The organism is Micromonospora sp. NPDC049102 (assembly GCF_043197485.1).
GTDB lineage: Bacteria > Actinomycetota > Actinomycetes > Mycobacteriales > Micromonosporaceae > Micromonospora.
In genome coordinates, this window is record NZ_JBICTE010000039.1 from 14,218 (window position 1) to 30,848 (window position 16,631).

Genomic DNA, 16,631 nt, shown 5'->3' on the forward strand with positions numbered 1-16,631 from the left:
TAAGCGTGATCAACTTCCGCTACCACGTGGTGTCCCTCACCGCGGTCTTCCTGGCTCTGGCGATCGGCCTGGTGGTCGGCACAGCCGCCCTCAACGGCCCGGTCGCCGACTCGCTCAAGCAGCAGGTCACCGGGCTGCGCAAGGACAACCAGCAGTGGCGTCAGCAGGTCGCCAACATGGAGAAGCAACTCGGCCTGGAGGAGGAGTTCGCCGAGGAGATGTCCCAGGTCGTCCTGCCGGGCACCCTCAGCGGACGCCGGGTGGTGGTGCTCAGCCTGCCCAACGGGCGCGACCACACCGAGGGCGTGCTCAAGAAGCTCCAGCAGGCCGGCGCCACCATCACCGGCCGGGTCGACCTGCAGGACAAGTTCCTCAACCCGGACAACAACTCCAACCTGCTGGAGCTGGCCGTCACCGCCGCCCGCCCGACCGCGCAGACCACCGGCCTGCCGGGCAACGGACACGGCGTGGAGACGTCCAGCGCGCTGCTGGCCAGCGTCCTGCTGGAGCGGGCCCAGGGCACCGCCCCGGTCAGCGACGCCGACCGGCGGGCGGTGCTCGCCGCGTACAACAACGCCGGCTACCTGACCACCGACAACAACAAGGTCACCGGCCCGGCGGAGGCGGTCGTCGTGGTCAGCGGCCAGCCGTACGTCGACAAGGACTCCGAGAAGCGGGACGAGTCGGTCGTCAAGATCGCCGAACAGTTCGACCGGACCGGGGCGATCGTGGTGGGCGGCAACGGCTCCGCTGGCGACAACGTGGTGTCCGTGGTCCGGGGTGACCCGGTGCTGTCGCAGACCATCTCGACCGTCGACAACGCCAACACCGTGCAGGGTCAACTGGTCACCAGCCTGGCCCTGGTGCAGCAACTCACCGAGAAGAAGGCCGGCCAGTACGGCGTCGGCGACAACGCCGCGTCCCTGCTGCCTAGACTGCCCCAGTGAGCGAACGACGTACCGCCGTGTCCGTAATCGACGAGGTGCCGGCATGAGCACGCTGGGTCGGCTGTTGATCGCCGCCGCCGGCGCTGCCGCCGCCCGGTACGCGCTGCGCGAGGTGCGGACCGCCCCGGTGGGTCCGGCGCTGGAACGCACCAACTTCCGCGGTCGGACCGTGACCCTCGCCGCCGGGCCGGCGCTCGCCGCCGGCGCGACCGCCGCTGGCGTGTTCGGCGCCACCAGCGCCGCCTCCGGTGGGGCTGCCCTGGTCGCCGGCCTCGGCGCCGGTGGTGTCGGGCTCTACGACGACGTGGTCGGGGCGCGCCCGGAGCAGAAGGCGGCCAAGGGCTTCGCCGGGCACCTCGCCGCGCTGCGCGAGGGCCGCGTCACCGCCGGGCTCGTCAAGGTCGTCGGGGTGGGCGCGGCCGGGCTGGGCGCCGCCGCGTTGCTCGCCGCCGACCCCCGCGTCGCCGCGCATCCGCGCCGGCAGCGGCACGGCGCGTTCGGCCGGGGCGTCGACGTGCTGCTCGGCGCCGGCGTGATCGCGGGCACCGCCAACCTGCTCAACCTGCTCGACCTGCGGCCCGGCCGGGCCATCAAGTCCGGCCTGCTGCTGGGCGCCCCGCTGGCGGGTGGCCCGCACGGCGGGATCGCCGCCGGTGCCGCCGGTGCCGCCGCCGGCCTGCTCGGCGACGACCTGTCCGAGGACGTCATGGTCGGCGACAGCGGCGCGAACGCGCTCGGCGCGCTGCTCGGCGTCGCGCTGGCCGCCCGGAGCGGCCCGCTGGGCCGCGCCGGCCTGCTCGCCGTGCTGGCCGGGCTCACCGCCGCCAGCGAGAAGGTCAGCTTCACGGCGGTGATCCAGCGGACCCCGGGGCTGCGGGAACTCGACGCACTGGGTCGACGCGCCGACTGACGTGACCAGATTCGCACCCCTCGCCGGCGTCGGCCGGCTTGCCGGGGCAGCCGCGCTCATCGCCGTCCTCACCGTGTTCAGCCGGCTCGCCGGCTTCGGCCGGACCGCCCTGTTCACCTGGAGTCTCGGGAATACCGATCTCGGCGGTACCTACGTGGTGGCCAACGCCGTGCCGAACTTCATCTTCGAGATCGTCGCCGGTGGCGCACTGGCGAGCCTGGTCGTACCGCTCCTGGCCGGAGCGGTCGAGGCCGGTGACCGTACGACTGTCGCCCGGACCACCGGCGCGCTGCTCACCTGGACACTGGCCCTGCTGGTGCCGCTCGCACTGCTCGTGGCGCTGTTCGCCGGTCCGGTGGTCGACTCGCTCGGGCACCACCTCACCGACGCCCAGCAGCACAGCGGGGTACGGATGCTGCGGATCTTCGCGCCGCAGCTACCGCTGTACGGGGTCGGCATCGTGCTCACCGGTGTGCTCCAGGCGCACCGCCGGTTCGCCTGGCCGGTGCTCGCTCCGCTGCTGTCCAGCCTCACGGTGATCGTCGTCTACCTCGGGTTCACGGCCACCCAGGGCCGGTACGCCACGGTCGCCGGGGTGAGCCCGGGCGGCGAGGTGCTGCTCTCCGCCGGCACCACCCTGGGCGTGGTGGTGCTGTCGCTGTCGCTGCTCGTCCCGGTCCGCCGGCTACGCCTGGGGGCGCGGCCCGAGTTCGGTTTCCCCACCGACGCGCGGGGCCGGGTCGGCGCTCTGGCGGTGGCGGGCGCGGTCACGGTCACCACGCAGCAGATCGCCCTGATCGTCAGCCTGAACCAGGTGACCGCGGGCGCGCGCAGCAATCCCGGCGTCTACAACCTGGCGCAGACCGTCTACCTGCTGCCGTGGGCGGTGCTGGCGGTGCCGCTGGCCGTGGCCGCCTACCCGACCCTCGCGGCGGCCCGCTCGGCCGGCGACGAGGACTCCTACCGGGCGACCCTGGCACCGGCCGTGCGCGGGGTGCTGCTGTTCAGTTGCCTCGGCGCGGCAGCCCTGGTCGGGACGGCGGGCCCGATCGGGCACTTCTTCTTTCCCGCGTCCACCGCGCCGACCGCCGCCGCGGCGATCATCGGGTACGCCCCGGGCCTGGTCGGGTACGGACTCTTCGCGATCCTCACCCGGGCGCTCTACGCGCGCGGGCAGACCCGTGCGGCGACGGTGGCGACCGCCGTCGGCTTCCTCGTGGTGCCCGCCGCGGTCCTGCTGCTCGGCAGGCTCCTGCCGTTGACCGACCGGGTGCTCGCCGTGACGTCCGCGAACTCGGTGGGCATGGTGGTGCTCGGTGTGCTGCTGGTCGCCGCGGTGCGGCGCGCCGCGGGCGCGCCCGCGCTGGCCGGTGCGGCGCGCGCCGGCGCAGCCGGTCTCCTGGCCGGGCTGCTCGCCGCGCTCGCCGGGCTGGGCCTGAGCCGCTGGCTCGACAGACTGGACGGCGGCACCCCGACGACGGCCGTGGCGCTCGGTCAGGGCATGCTGTCCGGGGTCCTGGTCGGTGTCGTGTTCCTCGTCGTGGTCTGGTTCGTCGACCGACGGGACGTGCGGCCGCTGCTGACCGGGGTGGTGCGCCGCCTCCGGCGGGGCCAGGCGGGCCGGGCCGGTACGTCGACACCGGGCGCGGTTCCCCCGGAGCGGGGCGACGGGAAGGAGACGGCGGTTCGGTGAGCGTTGTCAACACCAACCGGCGGTGGCCGGCATGACGGCGACGAGCGGCTGGTCGGGCTCCGTGGCGCTGCTGCTGGCGTCCAGCACCGGTGGCGTCGGCCAACACGTCCGTTCGGTGGCGCGCGGGCTCGTGGCGTCCGGGGCGCACGTGCTGGTCTGCGGGCCGGCGGCGACGCAGGAGCAGTTCGACTTCACCGGCGTCGGCGCGCGTTTCGAACCGGTGGAGATCCCCGCCAGCCCGACCCCGGCCGACGCGCGGGCGGTACTCGCCCTGCGGCGGGCGCTCGCGGCGGCCCCCGTCGACGTGGTGCACGCGCACGGCCTGCGTGCCGGTCTCGTCGCCGTCCTGGCCCGTCCGGCTGCCCCGCTGGTGGTGACCTGGCACAACGCGGTCCTCGCGGGCGGGCTGCGCGGCGGGGTCTCGCGGCTGGTCGAGCGGGTGGTGGCGCGCAACGCCCGGGTGGCTCTCGGTGCCTCCGCCGACCTGGTCGAGCGGGCCGCCGCGCTGGGCGCCGCCGACGCCCGCCTCGCCCCGGTCGCCGCCCCGACGCTGCCCGTGCCGCGTCGACGTCGTGACGCCGTCCGCGCCGAGTTCGGCGTACGGCCGGAGCAGCCGTTGATCCTCTCGGTGGGGCGGCTGCACCCGCAGAAGCGGTACGACGTGCTGGTCGACGCGGCGGCCCGTTGGCGTACGCGTACCCCACCGCCGGTCGTGGTGATCGCCGGCAGCGGCCCGGCGTACCTGGCGTTGGCCGCCCGGATCTCGGCGGCGCGGGCTCCGGTGACCCTGCTGGGGCACCGCACCGACGTGGCCGACCTGCTCGCCGGAGCCGACCTCGCGGTGGTGACCAGCGACTGGGAGGCACGGCAGCTGTTCGCCCAGGAGGCGATGCGGGCCGGCGTACCGCTGGTGACGACCGCGGTGGGCGGCCTGCCGGAGCTGGTCGGTGACGCCGCCGCCCTGATCCCCTCGGTCGACGTGGACGCGGTCGACACGACCGTGCGCGCGTTGCTCGACGACCCGGCGGCGCGGGCCGAGCTGGGTCGGCGTGGCGCCGAACGGGCGGCGACGTGGCCCACCGAGACGGACACGGTGGCCGTGCTGGAGGCCCTGTACGCCGAACTGGCCGCCCATCCGGCGGCCCCCGGCTCCGACGCTCCGATGACGGGACACCGGTGATGGTGCGCCGACTCGCTCCGGCCCTGCTGACCGTGCTCGTGGTGGCGTTGGGCGTCGCCGCGCTGGCCGTCCGGCCGCCCCAGGGCGCCCCGCAGCGCACCGCCGACTTCGTGGTGCTCGCCGGGGTCGCGGGGCTGCGCTGGGAGGACGTCGACAAGCAGAGCACCCCGACGTTGTGGCGGATGGCCCAGGAGGGGTCGATCGGGTCCCTGTCGGTGCGGTCCGCGCACCGGCCCACCTGCCCGTTGGACGGCTGGCTGACCGTCGGCGCGGGCAGTTTCGCCGGGTGGAACGGCACCCGAACCGACGGTGGCTGCCCGCCGGCCGGTGTGGCAGTGGAACAGCCGGACGGGATCGGCGCGAACCTGCCCGACCAGGAGAGCGTGGTCCAGTACAACCAGCAGCGGCTGCCGTGGGGGACCCTGCCCGGGTCGCTGTCGGAGTCGGTGCGTTGCTCGGTCGCCGTGGGGCCGGGGGCCGCCGTGGCCGCCGCCCGCCCGTTCGGCCGGGTCGACAGGTACGCCGCGGGTCTGCCGGCCGATCCGCGTCGGCTGCTCGGTTCGTGTGTGCTGAGCATCGTCGACCTCGGCACGATCGAGGGGACCGACCCGGCGGCGCGCGCCGAGGAGGCGCGGGCGGCCGACGCCCAGTTGGCCCGGGTCCTGGCGGCCCGCCCGCCGCGGTCGTTGGTGCTGGTCGCCGGCATCTCCGACACCGAGCAGCCGTCGCGGTTGCATGTGGCGATCGCCGACGGGCCGGGCTGGGAGCGGGGCTGGCTCACCTCGGCCAGCACCGGCCGTGAGGGTTACCTCCAGCTCGTCGACCTCGCGCCGACGGCGCTGGCCGCGCTCGGGCGGCCGATGCCGGAGCGCCTGTTCCTCGGCCGACCGGCGGTCAGCACCGGCGGCCGACCGGCAGACCTGACCGAGGCGATCAACGCGCCGGCGGACGCCGACCGGGAGGCGTCCGCCCAGCGGAGCGTCTCCGGCGGGTTCTTCACGCTGCTCGCCGGGCTGCAGGTGCTGCTGGCCCTGGCCGTGTTGCCGCTGCTGCGCCGCGCGCGACCGCACGCTGGTCCGACCGGCCCCACCCCGGTCTCCGCCCGTGTCGTGGCGGTGGTGGAGCTGCTGCTGGTCGCGGCGGCGTTGACGGTGCCGGCCGCGTTGCTGGCCGACGCCGTCCCCTGGTGGCGGGGCGGGCACCCGGGGTGGATCTTCGGCGGGGTCACCGCGCTGCTGGTCGCGGTGGGCACCGCCGCGGTCCGGTTCGCTCCCGGGTACGCGAAGACGCTCGGCCCGTTCGGCGCGGCGGCCGGCCTCACGACACTTGTCATCGGGGTGGACGTGCTGACCGGCGCCCGACTCCAGCTCAACGGGGTGGTCGGCTACTCGGCGTTGCAGGGTGGCCGCTACGCCGGGCTGAGCACGGTCGGGCTGGGGGTGTTCCTCGCCGGCGCTCTGGTCACCGGCGGGTGGCTCGCCCAGCGCGTACACCGTCGGTGGAGGCCGGCGGTGATGGTCGCCGTGGGCGGCCTCGCCGTGGTGGTGGTCGGGAGCCCCTACCTGGGCGGCGACCCGGTCGGCGCGATCGCGCTGACCGCCGGGCTCAGCGTGGCGGCGGCGATCAGCGCCGGCGGCTGGCTGACCATCAGCCGACTGGCGTGGGCCACCATGGCCGCGCTGGCGGTCGGCATCGGCTTCGCCGTGGTGGACCTGCGCCGGCCGGCGGCCGAGCGGGGGAGCCTCGGCCGATTCCTGTCCGCGGTGGGCGACGGCACCGGCGGGTTCACCGTGCACCGGTCCAGCACCGCGAACTTCGAGACGTTGGTGAACAGCCCGTTGACCGTGCTGGCGCTGGCCGGTGGTCTGCTGGTGTGGTTCGCCCTGCTGCAGCCGTGGGGCGGGCTCATGCGGCTCTTCGGCATCTACCCGGCGGTGCGGGCCGCGCTGGGCGGCACGGCGGTCGCGGCGGTGCTGGGCGGCGTGCTCGACGGCGCGGCACTGGACGTGGCCGGCGCGGCGGCCGCCCTGGTGGTGCCGATGGCCGCGTTGACGTCCCTGCGGGTTCTCGGGCACGCCGCCGACCGCACGCGCCCCGGCACGGGCCGCGCCCGCGAGGACGAGGCGGACGACGGTTCGGGCGCCGGGGGTGACGGGCCGGCCGGCGGGGGTGACGGTCCGAGCGGTGGCGGTGGACCGCTGGGAGCGGGTCACCCGCGGCCGATCAACGGACCACCCGCCGCGGCACCCCGCGCGGTCGTCCTGCGGCCGGAACCGGACCCGGGCGCGCCCGCGGAGCCCCCGGTGGCCGACGGGGACGACCGGCCGGAGGACCCGACGGCGGACGCCGGCACCACGGCACCGCCCGCTCCGGCGCAACGACGGCCGGCGGACGCCCCGGTGGCCCGGCCATCGAGCGAGGTTGCCACCCCCTGACCGCCGGACGTCGCCCGGGTGGCCCGTTCCTGTCCCCACCCGGGGTGCGGCCTGCGAGTACCCGTCGTGAAGGTGTTACCGTGGAATCCCGTGGATCGCGTAATCACTTCGGTGATCGAGCACGGCGGTCTGCATGACCGCGACAGACGACACGGGAGCAGGCCTTGGCCCCATCAGCACGGACGACCAGGCACATTTTCGTCACCGGGGGCGTCGCCTCCTCGCTGGGTAAGGGCCTCACCGCCTCCAGCCTCGGCAACTTGTTGACCGCGCGCGGTCTGCGCGTGGTGATGCAGAAGCTCGACCCCTACCTGAACGTCGACCCGGGGACGATGAACCCGTTCCAGCACGGCGAGGTCTTCGTCACCGAGGACGGCGCCGAGACCGACCTCGACGTCGGGCACTACGAGCGGTTCCTCGACCGGGCGTTGTCCGGCAAGGCGAACGTCACCACCGGGCAGATCTACTCGGACGTGATCGCCAAGGAGCGCCGCGGCGAGTACCTGGGCGACACCGTCCAGGTCATCCCGCACATCACCAACGAGATCAAGGCGCGGATCCTGGCGATGGCGGACCCGGACGACGACGGCGTCCTGCCCGACGTCGTCATCACCGAGGTGGGCGGGACCGTCGGCGACATCGAGTCGCTGCCGTTCCTGGAGGCGATCCGTCAGGTCCGCCACGACCTGGGCCGGGACAACTGCTTCTACCTGCATGTCTCGCTGGTGCCGTACCTCGCGCCATCGGGGGAGTTGAAGACCAAGCCGACCCAGCACTCCGTGGCGCAGCTGCGCAACATCGGTATCCAGCCGGACGCGATCGTGCTGCGGTGCGACCGGGAGATCCCGGAGAAGCTCAAGGAGAAGCTGTCGCTCTACTGCGACGTCGACCGCGAGGCGGTGGTCGCCGCACCGGATGCTCCGAGCATCTACGACATCCCCAAGGTGCTGCACCGCGAGGGTCTCGACGCGTACGTGGTGCGCCGGCTCGGGTTGTCGTTCCGGGACGTGGACTGGGCGAGCTGGGACGACCTGCTGGAGCGGGTGCACCGCCCCCGGCACACGGTGACCGTCGCGGTGGTCGGCAAGTACGTCGACCTGCCCGACGCGTACCTGTCGGTGAGCGAGGCGATCCGGGCGGCCGGGTTCGGTAACCGGTCCCGGGTGCAGCTCAAGTGGGTGCCCAGCGACGAGTGCGTCACCCCGGCCGGCGCGGCGGCGGCCCTGGCCGGCGTGGACGGCATCCTCATCCCGGGCGGCTTCGGCGTGCGCGGCATCGAAGGCAAGATCGGCACGGCCCGGTACGCCCGCGAGAACGGCATCCCGCTGCTCGGCCTCTGCCTCGGCCTGCAGTGCATGACGATCGAGGTGGCCCGACACCTCGCCGGCCTGGACGGCGCCAACTCGCTGGAATTCGACGAGCAGGCGGCGCACCCGGTCATCGCCACGATGGCCGACCAGGAGGACATTGTCGCCGGCAAGGGCGACCTGGGCGGCACCATGCGGCTCGGTGCGTACCCGGCGACGCTGACCGAGGGCTCGATCGTCGCCGAGGCGTACGGCAGCACCGACGTCAGCGAGCGGCACCGGCACCGTTACGAGGTCAACAACGCCTACCGGGACGCGCTGACCAAGGCGGGTCTGCACATCTCCGGCACCTCGCCGGACGGCCGGCTGGTCGAGTTCATCGAGCTGGACCGCGATCTGCACCCGTTCTTCGTGGCCACGCAGGCGCACCCGGAGCTCAAGAGCCGTCCCACCCGCCCGCACCCGCTGTTCGCGTCGTTCGTCAAGGCCGCCGTGGCGTACTCGCAGGCCGACCAGTTGCCGGTCGACATCGAGGCCGCGTCGGAGGCACCGTCCGCGCGCAAGGCCGCCCGCAACGGCGCCGCGTCGAAGGCGTCGGCGTGAGCGAGCAGGTTCAGCAGCGGGGCGACGCCGGGAGCGAGCACCGCTACGAGGTCCGCTCCCGCACCGAGCGCTACCGCGGGCCGATCTTCGAGGTGGTCACCGAGGAGGTGACCATGCCGGGCGGTGGCACCGGGCGGCGTGACCTGGTGCGGCACGTCGGGGCGGTCGCCGTGGTGGCCCTCGACGACGCCGGCCAGGTGGTGCTGATCCGGCAGTACCGGCACCCGATCGGCCGGCACCTGTGGGAGCTGCCGGCCGGCCTGATGGACGTCTCCGGCGAGGAGCTGCCGGCCGCCGCGCTGCGGGAACTGGCCGAGGAGGCCGACCTCACCGCCGGGCGGATCGACGTGCTCGTCGACCTGCACAGCTCGCCCGGGTTCACCAACGAGATCGTCCGGGTCTTCCTGGCCCGCGACCTGGCCGACGTGCCGGCGGGGGAGCGGCACGAGCGCCACGACGAGGAGGCCGACCTCCAGGTCGTCCGCGTCGACCTGGACGAGGCCGTCGACCTGGTCCTGGCCGGCGAGATCACCAACGCGTCCGCGGTGGCCGGGCTGCTCGCGGCGGCGCGCGGCCGGGACACGGGTTTCGCGGCTTTGCGCCGGGCGGAGGCACCGCTGCGGCGTTGATCGCCGCCGCCGGTCCAGCCGATCGGTGAGTACGCGCAAAGGGGGCCCCGCGGTCAGCCGCGGGGCCCCTTCGTATGCCGTCGTGGCAGGTCAGTCCCGCAGCGGGCGGCCCTGCGCGTCCGTGCCGCCGTTGATGAGGATGAGGATTCCGTCGACGAAGCCCCAGATGCTGCCGAAGCCGAGGGTGCACACGCTGACGACGAGCTGCAGCACACCAATCTTGATGTCGCCCATGTAGAACCGGCCTGCGCCGAAGAAGCCCAGCACGATGCCGAGAACGCCCGCGACGACCTTGCTCTTGTCGGAAACGCCCTGGGGGTACCCGGGCTGCGGGTACCCCTGCTCGTAAGGAGGAGTGGTCATGGGCGGACACACTAGTGATCCACTCGTTCGCTGTCCGTACCGCCACTCAGCAGATGGGACGATAATGGGCGAACACTGTCCTGACGGTTGAGGTCACCCTCCCACCACCGGCCCGGCCCGTGCCCTGACACACCGTCAGGTAACCCCGGCACCGGATGCCACTGTGCTGGCGTACGGCGGGCCTGGGCGCGCCTAGACTGCCGCCGGCGGGACCGGTGGACCGCGGCGGCAATGGGGCCGCCGTGGCACCGAGCAGTCGGGGGAGCTCAGCCCCGAAGAGAGGTGTCTGCATCGTGAAGGTCGGAATCCCCCGCGAGGTCAAGAACCACGAGTACCGCGTGGCGATTACGCCGGCGGGCGTCAACGAGTTCACCCGCAGCGGCCACCAGGTCTTCGTCGAGTCCGGCGCCGGCGTCGGCTCCAGCATCACCGACGAGGAGTTCGCCGCCGCCGGCGCGAAGATCCTCGACACCGCCGACGAGGTGTGGGACACCGCCGAGCTGGTGCTCAAGGTCAAGGAGCCGATCGCCGAGGAGTACCACCGGATGCACGAGGGGCAGGTGCTCTTCACCTACCTGCACCTGGCCGCCTCCAAGGGGTGCACGGACGCGCTGATCGACCGCAAGGTCACCGGCATCGCGTACGAGACCGTCGAGCTGCCCGACAGGTCGCTGCCGCTGCTCGCGCCGATGTCCGAGGTCGCGGGCCGGCTCGCCCCGCAGGTGGGCGCGTTCTACATGATGCGTACCGGTGGTGGTCGAGGTGTGCTGCCCGGCGGCGTCTCCGGCGTGTACGCGGCCAAGACCGTCGTCATCGGCGCCGGCGTCTCCGGCATGAACGCGGCCGCCATCGCCCTGGGCCTGCAGTCCGAGGTCCTGCTGCTGGACAAGAACGTCGCCCGCCTGCGCCAGGCCGACGCCATCTACCGGGGTCACCTGCAGACCGTCGCCTCCAACGCGTACGAGATCGAGCGGGCCGTCCTCGACGCCGACCTGGTCATCGGCGCGGTGCTGGTGCCCGGCGCGAAGGCCCCGACGCTCATCCCCAACGAGCTGGTCTCGCGGATGAAGCCGGGCAGCGTGCTCGTCGACATCGCCATCGACCAGGGCGGCTGCTTCGAGGACTCGCGCCCCACCACGCACGCCGACCCGGTCTACAAGGTGCACGAGTCGATCTTCTACTGCGTGGCGAACATGCCCGGCGCGGTGCCGAACACCAGCACGTACGCGCTGACCAACGTCACCCTGCCGTACGCGCTGGAGCTGGCCAACCAGGGCTGGCGGGACGCGCTGCGCAACGATCCGGCGTTGGCGCTGGGCCTCAACACCCACGACGGCCAGGTCACCTACGGCCCGGTCGCCGAGGCGCACGGCATGCCCGTGCTCCCGCTGGCCGAGGTCCTGGGCTGACCGACTCCACTGTCGAACGGGCCGGTGCGGGCGTCGAGCCCGCGCCGGCCCTGCGCCGTGCCGTGCGCGGCTACCTCGACCACCTCACCGTCGAGCGCGGCCTGTCCGCGAACACCCTCGCCTCGTACCGCCGGGATCTGGACCGTTATCTCACGACCCTGGCCGAGGTCGGCGTCGCCGACCTCGCGTCGGTCGCCCCCGGCGTCGTCGAGTCGCACCTGGCCCGACTGCGCGCCGGCGACGACGACCATCCGCCCCTGGCCGTGTCGTCGGCCGCCCGCGCGGCCAGCGCGGTCCGCGGCCTGCACCGGTTCGCCCTGCGCGAGGGGCTGGCCGGCGCCGACCCGAGCCGGGACGTCCGCCCGCCCACCCCGCCGCGCCGGCTACCCCGCGCGCTGGGGGTCGACGACGTGGTCCGGCTGCTGGAGACCGCCGGCCCGGTCACCGCGACCGGCGACGGCGCGGCGCTCGCGCTGCGCGACCGGGCGCTGTTGGAGTTCCTGTACGGCACCGGCGCGCGGATCTCCGAGGCGACCGGCGCCGCCATCGACGACCTGGACGTTGACGAGGGCACCGTGCTGCTGCGCGGCAAGGGCGGCCGGATGCGCCTCGTCCCGATCGGCGGGTACGCCGTCGACGCGGTCCGCGCCTACCTGGTCCGGGCCCGCCCCGCCCTGGCCGCCGCCGGCCGGGGCACCCCCGCGGTCTTCCTCAACGCCCGGGGTGGCGCGCTGTCCCGGCAGGGCGCCTGGATGATCCTGCGCCACGCCGCCGCCCGCGCCGGACTGCCGGTGGACGGACCGTCGGCGGTGTCCCCGCACACCCTGCGCCACTCGTACGCGACACACCTGCTCGACGGCGGCGCCGACGTGCGGGTCGTCCAGGAACTGCTCGGCCATGCCTCGGTGACCACCACCCAGGTCTACACCCTCGTCACCGTCGAACGGCTGCGCGAGGTGTACGCCACGGCCCACCCGCGCGCCCGCGACTGACGCCCGGCCAGCACCGACCCCGACACGCCGGGCCGGTGCCGAACGCCCTGCTGGTCGGTGGCGTACAGTCGGCATCGGCGCGGACCTCCTGGGGCGACACGACCGGGGTGCGCAGCGGCGCCGCGAAGGACGTCGGACGGCTCCGACGCCGGGTGGGTCGTCGGGAGGGGGCAACGAGCACATGGCTGGCAACGGTGACCGTGCCGAGACGTGGACGTCGGAGCTCCGCGAGCAGCAGGCCGCGCTCGGAAACGACCTGGGTCCGGCCGACCCGGCCGCCTACACGATGCGCAAGCCCATCCCCGAGCCGATGCCCACCGATCGGCACGGTCCGGCGCGCATTATCGCGATGGCCAACCAGAAGGGTGGCGTCGGCAAGACCACCACCACTATCAACCTGGGCGCCGCTCTCGCCGAGTACGGCCGCAAGGTGCTGCTCGTCGACTTCGACCCGCAGGGCGCGCTCTCGGTGGGCCTGGGCGTCAACCCGCACAACCTCGACCTGTCCGTCTACAACCTGCTCATGCAGGACGACGTGACCGCCGAGGACGTCCTCATCAAGACCGACGTCGCGGGTCTGCACCTGCTGCCGGCCAACATCGACCTCTCCGCCGCCGAGATCCAACTCGTCAACGAGGTCGCCCGGGAGATGGCCCTGGCCCGGGTCCTGCGCTCGGTCCGCAAGGAGTACGACTACATCCTGATCGACTGCCAGCCCTCGCTCGGCCTGCTGGCGATCAACGCGCTGACCGTCGCACACGGCGTGCTCATCCCGCTCGAGTGCGAGTTCTTCAGCCTGCGTGGTGTGGCCCTGCTGCTCGACACCATCGACAAGGTGCGTGAACGCCTCAACTTCGACCTGGAGCTCGAGGGCATCCTCGCCACCATGTACGACAGCCGCACCACCCACTGCCGCCAGGTGTTGCAGCGGGTGGTCGAGGCGTTCGGCGACAAGGTCTACCAGACGGTCATCACCAAGACGGTGAAGTTCCCCGAGTCCACCGTGGCCGGTGCCCCGATCACGACGATGGATCCGGCCTCCTCCGGGGCGCGCAACTACCGTCAGCTGGCCCGCGAGGTGATCGCCGCCCAGTCGGAGCGGTAGCCGGAACGCCCGGTGCCCGCCTCGTGGACTACGGTCGTGCGGTGACCGCGCCACCCCTCGACCCGCCCGACACCGCCGATCCGGCCGTGGTCGACGGTGCGCAGTCCGCTGGGTTCACGGTGCGACTGGCCAACTTCACCGGCCCCTTCGACCTGCTGTTGCAGCTCATCGGCAAACACAAGCTCGACGTCACCGAGGTGGCCCTGCACACGGTCACCGACGAGTTCATCGCCTACATCCGGGCCATGGGCGACGACTGGGACCTCGACGAGGCCAGCGAGTTCCTGCTCATCGCCGCGACCCTGCTCGACCTGAAGGCCGCCCGGCTGCTGCCCTCCGCCGACGTGGAGGACGAGGAGGACCTCGCCCTGCTGGAGGCCCGCGACCTGCTTTTCGCCCGCCTGTTGCAGTACAAGGCGTACAAGGAGGCGGCGGCCCACATCGCCGAGTTGGAGGCGGTCGGCGGCCGGCGCTACCCCCGCGCGGTGAGCCTGGAGCCCCGCTACGCCGAGGCGCTGCCCGACCTGGTGCTCGGCATCGGCCCGCAGCGGCTGCTGAAGCTGGCCGTGAAGGCGATGACCCCGAAGGTGGCGCCGGAGGTGTCCATCGCCCACGTGCACATGGTGCGGGTCAGCGTGCGGGAACACGCGGCGATCCTCACCGCCCGGCTACGCCGGGCCGGCACGGCGACGTTCTCGCTGCTCTGCGCCGACTGCGAGGCCACCCTGGAGGTGGTGGCGCGGTTCCTGGCGCTGCTGGAGCTGTACCGGGAGGGTCTGGTGGCCTTCGTGCAGGAGCAGGCCCTGGAGGAGCTGACCGTCCGCTGGACGGGCCCCGCCGACGGCGAGACCGACCTGCACGTCGACGAGTACGCCGGCGTCGCAGCCGAGCCTGACCCGCCCACCGAGTCCGACCCGCCCACCGAGCCCGACCCGCTCAACGGGCCGGACGCGGCGGGGCCGGTGGTGGCGGGGGTGGCCGGCGGTTCGGCCGGGACGGGAACGACGGAGGGTGAGCCGGATGAGTGACGAGGAACGCCGCGACTCGCTGGCTGACCAGGCCGCCGCCTGGGTTCCGCCGTGGGAACGCCCGCCGGCCCCCACCACCGCACCCGCCCAGGCCGAGGCCGCACCTGCCGAAGTGGAAACCGTCCCCGCTGGGGTGGAGTCGGCCCCCGCTGAGATGGAGGCCGCCCCCGCTGAGGTGGAGTCGCCTTCCGCTGGGGTGGAGAAGGCCTCCGCTGAGGCAGAGACGGCACCCGCCGAGCCAGGGACCGCTTTCGCTGAGGCCGCTGATCCAGCCGAGCCGAGCGTGGCCGCCGACACCACAGTGGCGATCGGGTCCAGCGAGACGCCCGAGCCCGCCGTTTCCGCAGAGGCGGCGACACCAGCGGTGGCAACCGAGGCCGACGAGGGCCGGGTGACCACTGGGGCCGACGAGGGCCGGGTGACGACCGGGGCCGACGAGGGCCCGGTGCCGGCTGGGGCGGCGGGTCGGGGCGTACCCCGGCGGGAGCCCGTGGGGCGGCGGCGGGCGGCTGTCGTGCCGGAGCCCGCGCCCGACCTGCCCGACGCCGAGCTGCGCGGCGCGCTGGAGGCGATCCTCCTGGTGGTGGACGAACCGGTCAGCGAGCTGGTCCTGGCCCAGGTGCTCGAGCAACCGGCCGAGCGGATCGGGCCGATGCTCGACGACATCGCGGCCGGCTACACGGCCGCCGGGTACGGGTTCGAGCTGCGCCGGGCGGCCGGCGGTTGGCGGTTGTACACCCGGCCGGAATACGCTACGTACGTCGAGCGGTTCGTCCTGGACGGGCAGTCCGTGCGGCTGACCCAGGCGGCGTTGGAGACTCTGGCCGTGGTCGCGTACAAGCAGCCGGTGACCCGGTCGCGGATCTCGGCCATCCGGGGTGTCAACTGCGACGGCGTCATCCGTACGCTGGTCACTCGCGGCCTCGTCGAGGAGTGCGGCACCGAATCGGACAGCGGGGCGTTCCTCTACCGGACCACCACGCTGTTCCTGGAGAAGCTCGGGCTGAACACCGTCGACGAATTGCCACCTCTCGCACCCTTCCTGCCCGACGACGTAGAAGAGCTTGCCGATGCGACCCGATAACCGTTCCCCGAAGTCCGACGCCCCCGTCTACGAGGGCGCGGAACGCCTGCAGAAGGTGCTCGCCGCCGCCGGCGTGGGTTCCCGCCGCGCCTGTGAGGATCTGATCTTCCGGCGTCGGGTCACCGTGGACGGGCGCGTGGCCAAGCTCGGCGACAAGGTCGACCCGGCCAACGCCGTGATCCACGTGGACGGCGAGCGCCTCCAGGTCGACGTCCGCCTCGTCTACGTGGCGATGAACAAGCCGCGCGGTGTGGTCACCACCATGTCGGACGACAAGGGGCGCAACGAACTGGCCGAGTTCATCGGCAACCGGTTGGACCAGCGGGTCTACCACGTCGGGCGGCTCGACGCGGACAGCGAGGGCCTGCTGCTGCTCACCAACGACGGCAACCTCGCGCACAAGCTCATGCACCCCTCCTACGAGGTGCTGAAGACCTACCTGGCCGAGGTGGTCGGGCCGATCCCGCGCAACCTGAGCAAGCGGCTCCTCGCCGGTATCGAGCTGGAGGACGGGCCGGTCAAGGTCGACTCGTTCAAGGTGGTGGGCACCCTGGGCAAGAGCGCCCAGGTGGAGCTGAGCCTGCACGAGGGCCGCAAGCACATCGTCCGGCGGTTGATGGACGAGGTCGGGCACCCGGTCACCCGTCTGGTGCGTACCTCGATCGGACCGATCCGGTTGGGCGATCTGCGCACCGGGCGTCTCCGGCGCCTGACCAACGCGGAGGTCGCCGCGCTGTTCCGCGCGGTGGGTGACTGACCCCCGAGTTCGGGGTACGGCTGCCGGTAGGCTCCGCAGCGGCCGGGAAGCGGCCGCCGGAGGTGGCGTGGGTCGCCTCGGGCGGCGACGCGCGCGGGCCCGACGAGGGTCCCGGGCATGATGGACGACGATGGACAACCGCTTGCGGCGCCAGCACCGGGCGATCCGCGAGGTACGGGCTGAGGAGGA

General features: G+C 73.4%; 14 protein-coding genes. 13 read left to right on the forward strand and 1 reads right to left on the reverse strand.

Annotated features, from left to right (window positions below; translation table 11 throughout):
• Nucleotides 1-5: 5 nt before the first annotated feature.
• The 7 genes from ACGFH9_RS27430 (at nt 6) to ACGFH9_RS27460 (ending at nt 9,704) form a co-directional block, all read left to right on the forward strand.
• Nucleotides 6-947 (forward strand): copper transporter, encoded by a 942-nt coding sequence (locus ACGFH9_RS27430; protein WP_393224725.1) that lies wholly within the window; start codon nt 6-8, stop codon nt 945-947.
• 43 nt (nt 948-990) lie between these two features.
• The gene (locus tag ACGFH9_RS27435) at nt 991-1,857 is read left to right on the forward strand and encodes a hypothetical protein (RefSeq protein WP_355248407.1); all 867 of its coding nucleotides are present in this window, start codon (nt 991-993) and stop codon (nt 1,855-1,857) included.
• A 1-nt stretch (nt 1,858) separates the two neighbouring features.
• A complete protein-coding gene (gene murJ, locus ACGFH9_RS27440) occupies nt 1,859-3,550 on the forward strand; it encodes a murein biosynthesis integral membrane protein MurJ (protein ID WP_393224728.1) in 1,692 nt (563 codons plus the stop codon).
• Between the two features lie 31 nt (nt 3,551-3,581).
• Nucleotides 3,582-4,730 carry a glycosyltransferase family 4 protein gene (locus ACGFH9_RS27445; protein WP_393224731.1) on the forward strand — a complete coding sequence of 383 codons (1,149 nt, stop codon included), beginning with the start codon at nt 3,582-3,584 and terminating at the stop codon, nt 4,728-4,730.
• On the forward strand, nt 4,730-7,165 hold the full coding sequence (locus tag ACGFH9_RS27450) for a hypothetical protein (protein ID WP_393224734.1): 2,436 nt from the start codon (nt 4,730-4,732) through the stop codon (nt 7,163-7,165). Before ACGFH9_RS27445 ends, ACGFH9_RS27450 begins: the two co-directional genes overlap by 1 nt.
• A 164-nt stretch (nt 7,166-7,329) precedes the next feature.
• Nucleotides 7,330-9,075 carry a CTP synthase gene (locus ACGFH9_RS27455; RefSeq protein WP_355624748.1) on the forward strand — a complete coding sequence of 582 codons (1,746 nt, stop codon included), beginning with the start codon at nt 7,330-7,332 and terminating at the stop codon, nt 9,073-9,075.
• Complete coding sequence (locus tag ACGFH9_RS27460; RefSeq protein WP_393224738.1) at nt 9,072-9,704, forward strand: NUDIX domain-containing protein; 633 nt, start codon at nt 9,072-9,074, stop codon at nt 9,702-9,704. Before ACGFH9_RS27455 ends, ACGFH9_RS27460 begins: the two co-directional genes overlap by 4 nt.
• Nucleotides 9,705-9,794: 90 nt before the next feature.
• On the opposite strand, the gene ACGFH9_RS27465 is transcribed toward ACGFH9_RS27460, so the two are convergent.
• The gene (locus tag ACGFH9_RS27465) at nt 9,795-10,067 is read right to left on the reverse strand and encodes a TM2 domain-containing protein (protein ID WP_393224740.1); all 273 of its coding nucleotides are present in this window, start codon (nt 10,065-10,067) and stop codon (nt 9,795-9,797) included.
• Nucleotides 10,068-10,360: 293 nt separating this feature from the next.
• Here ACGFH9_RS27465 and ald point away from each other — a divergent pair, with 293 nt between their 5' ends.
• The 6 genes from ald (at nt 10,361) to ACGFH9_RS27495 (ending at nt 16,442) form a co-directional block, all read left to right on the forward strand.
• Nucleotides 10,361-11,476 (forward strand): alanine dehydrogenase, encoded by a 1,116-nt coding sequence (ald, locus tag ACGFH9_RS27470; RefSeq protein ID WP_393224743.1) that lies wholly within the window; start codon nt 10,361-10,363, stop codon nt 11,474-11,476.
• Nucleotides 11,473-12,468 (forward strand): site-specific tyrosine recombinase XerD, encoded by a 996-nt coding sequence (locus ACGFH9_RS27475; RefSeq protein WP_393224794.1) that lies wholly within the window; start codon nt 11,473-11,475, stop codon nt 12,466-12,468. Before ald ends, ACGFH9_RS27475 begins: the two co-directional genes overlap by 4 nt.
• 181 nt (nt 12,469-12,649) lie before the next feature.
• Nucleotides 12,650-13,573, forward strand: a complete 924-nt coding sequence (locus ACGFH9_RS27480) for a ParA family protein (RefSeq protein WP_357120878.1) — start codon at nt 12,650-12,652, stop codon at nt 13,571-13,573.
• A gap of 41 nt (nt 13,574-13,614) precedes the next feature.
• A complete protein-coding gene (locus ACGFH9_RS27485; RefSeq protein WP_393224747.1) occupies nt 13,615-14,601 on the forward strand; it encodes a segregation and condensation protein A in 987 nt (328 codons plus the stop codon).
• Nucleotides 14,594-15,685: an SMC-Scp complex subunit ScpB gene (gene scpB, locus ACGFH9_RS27490; RefSeq protein ID WP_393224750.1), complete on the forward strand. Its 1,092-nt coding sequence runs from the start codon at nt 14,594-14,596 to the stop codon at nt 15,683-15,685. Before ACGFH9_RS27485 ends, scpB begins: the two co-directional genes overlap by 8 nt.
• Nucleotides 15,672-16,442 carry a pseudouridine synthase gene (locus ACGFH9_RS27495; protein WP_355248377.1) on the forward strand — a complete coding sequence of 257 codons (771 nt, stop codon included), beginning with the start codon at nt 15,672-15,674 and terminating at the stop codon, nt 16,440-16,442. The genes scpB and ACGFH9_RS27495 overlap by 14 nt, the downstream gene beginning before the upstream one ends.
• The last annotated feature ends 189 nt before the right edge of the window (nt 16,443-16,631 follow it).